This window comes from Emticicia sp. (assembly GCF_049241225.1).
Classification (GTDB): domain Bacteria; phylum Bacteroidota; class Bacteroidia; order Cytophagales; family Spirosomataceae; genus Emticicia.
Genome location: NZ_JBMLRC010000120.1, coordinates 36,384 through 40,721, shown reverse-complemented (window position 1 = coordinate 40,721; position 4,338 = coordinate 36,384). Strand labels below are relative to the sequence as shown.

3 protein-coding genes are annotated in these 4,338 nt (G+C 37.2%); all 3 read right to left on the bottom strand.

Translation table 11 applies throughout. From position 1 onward, the window contains the following. Positions 1 to 55: 55 nt before the first annotated feature. The 3 genes from ACOVO2_RS07460 to ACOVO2_RS07450 all read right to left on the bottom strand — a co-directional run bounded on the left by ACOVO2_RS07460 (position 56) and on the right by ACOVO2_RS07450 (position 4,088). Complete coding sequence (locus tag ACOVO2_RS07460) at positions 56 to 544, bottom strand: DUF2911 domain-containing protein (RefSeq protein WP_421769368.1); 489 nt, start codon at positions 542 to 544, stop codon at positions 56 to 58. A gap of 113 nt (positions 545 to 657) precedes the next feature. Continuing rightward, entirely contained in the window at positions 658 to 1,395 is a 738-nt protein-coding gene (locus tag ACOVO2_RS07455; RefSeq protein ID WP_188767232.1) for an ABC transporter ATP-binding protein, read from the bottom strand. A 110-nt stretch (positions 1,396 to 1,505) separates the two neighbouring features. Continuing rightward, positions 1,506 to 4,088: a tetratricopeptide repeat protein gene (locus ACOVO2_RS07450; protein WP_421769367.1), complete on the bottom strand. Its 2,583-nt coding sequence runs from the start codon at positions 4,086 to 4,088 to the stop codon at positions 1,506 to 1,508. Positions 4,089 to 4,338: the final 250 nt, after the last annotated feature.

Below are 4,338 nucleotides of genomic sequence, written 5' to 3'. Positions count from 1 at the left end.
CACAAAAAAAGCCGAGGCAAAACCTCGGCTTTTTATTACTACACTTACCTAAACCCTAAAACTCCATAGGTACGCTCACACTCGTCGTATCCCAGGAAATGGTTAAAACTTTGTCATTAGTAGTGAATGTAAGTTTCTCTACTACGTCTTTTAATGTTTTTACAGGAACTGTAACTTCAGCTACGTTTTTATCTTTGATTTTATCGTAACCGTATGAGCCCCATTGACCTAATTCGCTATTCAAGATGATAGTCCATTCTTTTTCGCCTAATTTAGAGAATAAAGAATAAGTACCTGCTTTCACAGATTTACCACCAAATTTTACATCTTTTTTGAAAGTGATTTCAGTTGCACCATCAGCACCAGTACGCCATACTGTTCCGAATTTCTCTAATCCACCAAAAATCACGCGGCCTTTTTTAGAAGGTTGACCGTAAGCTACTTTTACATTTGCACTTTCTGCCGATACACGCGGGCTTGCTTGTGCAAATGATAAGCTATTAATTGCAAGCATTAATAATAAAAATGATAGTACTTTTTTCATATAAGTTAGATTTGTGATATATGGTTATAAACGATAAAGAATGTATTTTAGTTTGAAATATATTAGTTTTTATAAAAATAATCCCACACTTTTTGATTGAACGGTAAAATATTCTACTCCTTTACTTTTTCGGCAAAAAGCTTGGCCATTTCTCGTGGGTTGGTTGGCTCTGGATTTACTTTATCTGACTCCAACAAACCATCACGCAAACGAATGATTCGGTGCGAATATTTGGCAATGTCTTCTTCGTGCGTAACCATTACGATGGTATTTCCTTTGGAATATAGCTGGTCGAACAACTCCATGATTTCATAAGAAGTACGAGTATCTAAGTTACCCGTTGGTTCATCGGCCAATAGAATACTTGGGTCATTCACTAACGCACGGGCAATGGCTACACGTTGACGCTGCCCACCCGAAAGTTCGTTTGGTTTATGATGGGCTCTATTATCAAGACCCACATTTTTGAGGGCAAGCATGGCTTTTTCTGTTCTCTGCGATTTGGTATATCCCGCATAAATCAAAGGCAAGGCCACATTTTCGAGGGCTGATTGACGAGGAAGCAAGTTAAATGTCTGAAAAACGAAACCAATTTCTTTGTTTCGGACTTCGGCCAGTTCGTTTTCGCTCATGCGACTTACGTCATTGTTGTTCAAAACGTAGCGTCCGCCCGTTGGGGAATCCAAACAACCAATAATGTTCATCAATGTAGATTTACCCGACCCCGAAGGCCCCATAAATGCTACATATTCACCTTTATCGACCGAAATCGTTACCGATTTTAAGGCGTCAATAATTTCGCTACCCATGATGTAGCGTTTTGAAATATTGGTTGTTTCGATAATTTTCATTGCCCCCTAACCCCCGATGGGGGAATTTTATTTGGATAAATGTTTCATTATTTCTCCTTGTATGAAAAACAGGAAGCCCCCATCGGGGGTTTGGGGGCTAAATTACTGAATCATTCAAAACCATCCTTTGTTTTTTCCATCAATGCTTTTTGGGCTTGATAGATGGAAAGAAATGCTTGATAATCGGCAGGGCTACTTAGCTGTTGTACTTTTGCTAAACCATCGGCCACGTAGTCGGTCAAGCCAATCTTGAGCGATTGTAGTGTGTATAACTTCCATATTTCGGCGGAAGTATCATTCAATTCGGCTGCTCTGAAAACAAAATTATAAGCATCGTTAGGCTTTTTGAGAGTATTGTTATAAAAATCAGCGACTTTATTCAAAACATAAGGATTTAGTGGATTTTCCTGCAAAACCTTATCAAAGTCAGCTTTTTTAGTTAAAGCAGTTTTAAATAATTCCTCAGCTTTAGCTTTTTGGAAGTCGGCAATTGTTTGTTGATAATTTTGTTTTTGCAAAACTTCTACTGACGAAACATCGCCAGCTTTACTTAAAAGTTCTACCGCTTTATCATACACGCCTTGTTGCAAAAACCACATTCCAGCTACTTGATTATATAAAGGTTTATGTTTGGTCGAGTCATTGGCCAAAATCGCCAATTGTTTCAACCCTTCAAGTTTACTTTCACTGAAATAATTTCGACAAGAAATCGCAAACTCCAAATCTTCATAGAAATCGTTGTTTACTTCCTTTCGCTGAATATTCTGCAAATCTTTGCTTGAATATGGAAACATCGCATTATTAAACGACGACAAATTATAAAGCAATGCAAATTGACTTACGTTTATGGCAGAATCTTTTGTTAATTCGATATTTGTCGTTGCCTGCACCAGTAAAATTTTATCGGCAGCAGCCCTATTTGCACGAAGACTCATGCTTTTTGTTGCTCGATTATCTCCTCCGAGTTTTGGATTTGATGCCTTTAATGATTTGTAAAGAGAATCTTTTTCTCCATATTTTAATTGATACGCTAACAAATTAGATTCCGCTAAATCGCAGTCAGAGCAGTTTGTTTTGGCTAAATTCAGATAATGAAAAGTTGAGTCAAGCACTTTTGTTTTTTCGTAGAGATACGCAATGTTGGTCAAAAGCTGTTGATTCTGTGGAAATTTACTCACGCCTTCACGCAAAGTAAAAAGAGCATCAAAAAACATGTCTTTTTCTTGCAAAACTTTACTCAAACCCGCATACGCAAACGGACTGGCATTTTTTTCTAAAGCATTTTTCAGAAATAAACCTGTATTTTCTTTATCACCATTTTTCAGAGCCAACGACGCCAACGCATAATTTGATTTATGGTTACGAATATCGAAATGCAAAGCTTCTTTGTAAAAAGTCTCAGCCGCTTGAAAATCTTCGGTGGCAGTATAATAATCGGCGATAGCATTATAATAGCCAGCTTTAGTTTGGAAGTAATTATTATAGTTTTTGAACGAAATCAGCATGAAAACCAAAATTGCCGCCGCCATTCTGAAAAGCAACAATTCATAAAACTTTGGTTTGTAAATCACTTTATGCACTTCCAAACCTTTTTGAAGTGGTTGCGTAAAGTTTATCAGCACATAAAAGAAAAAGCAAAGCCCCATCGCCACGTGAGCATACGAGATAAAATCTTCGAAGGCCTCAATGAGTGGGTCGTTGGCAGTTGCGTAGGCGTAGCCAATCGTGGCCGTTGTAATAATGGCCAAACCTAAATAAAACCACGAGCCAATGCTCCTAAAATCAAAGAAATTCGATTGCTCAGAATAATCTCTGAAACCCCAAATTCCTAAAATCATAGAAATGCCAAAGAGAGCTACTGGATTTATTGAAATAATATTCCAGTCGATATACTGCGATTTTTCGAGATAAATTAAAAGCACATTGAGCAGATAAATACTCGAAATTACCAAAAAAGAAGGAATATGATTGCGATTTTTCACGCCCGAATTTGATACCACCCAAACCAAACTTGCCGAGATTTCGTGAGCAACCAATAAGATAAAAATTGCTGATAGAATAATTGCCGAAAGCAAACCATAAGAAAAAACTGCCAAACTTGGGTTTGCCGCTTTTGCTGTAAAGCCAATTAAGGCAGCCGCAGCTACACTCAAAACAAGAAAAGCTAAGAATCTTTTCAGGGAAGTGATTTGAGTGGCAAATGTGTTGAAATAAAAAGCCAAACCGGCAAACGCACCAAACGCCACCAAAAATGGCAGTTGATTGACTGAGTTAAAGACTATTTCGAGATGAAAAGTTATCAGAATACCTGCCAGCAAAACCATTCCACCCAAAAACCAATATCGGCTCATGCCCGAAAAGGCACTCAACAGCAAATTCAGACCTAAAATAAAAAATATTGCAAAAGCATGATTTGCCCAAAGGTTAATATCCATCATCGAAGCGAGATAACGCTCTTTGACAATATAAGCATTTCCATTGATGGTAAACTTTAATTGGCCATCCGAGAAAGTATCTAAAGCGGCTGGAATTTCGTCAAGCTCGCTGAGAATATCCCAGTGAATGACATTTTCTAAACCTTTAAACCAATAAAATGAAAGTAATAAAATTGAGGTGAAAAGTATCGTAAGAATAAAAACAAAGCTAAATCGTTCATTTTTAGGCCAGTTTTGCCAAAAAAAGAGTTTTTGCATAATTATATCAAGAGTTTTTCCACGTGAAACACCAACTTATCCACAGCTTTTGCACACGCATTATAAATATTTGAGCCGTGAAGATAACGTAAAAACATTGTTTGATTATATTTGCGGTTCTAAAAAACTAAACAGCTCAGAAAATGACACTTCATAAGGAAGGCACAGGAACGATTTCATTGACAATTATTGGACTATTGGCAGCTAATGCGGCTTTAAGATATTTTTTACCCGAACAAGAAATTTTACA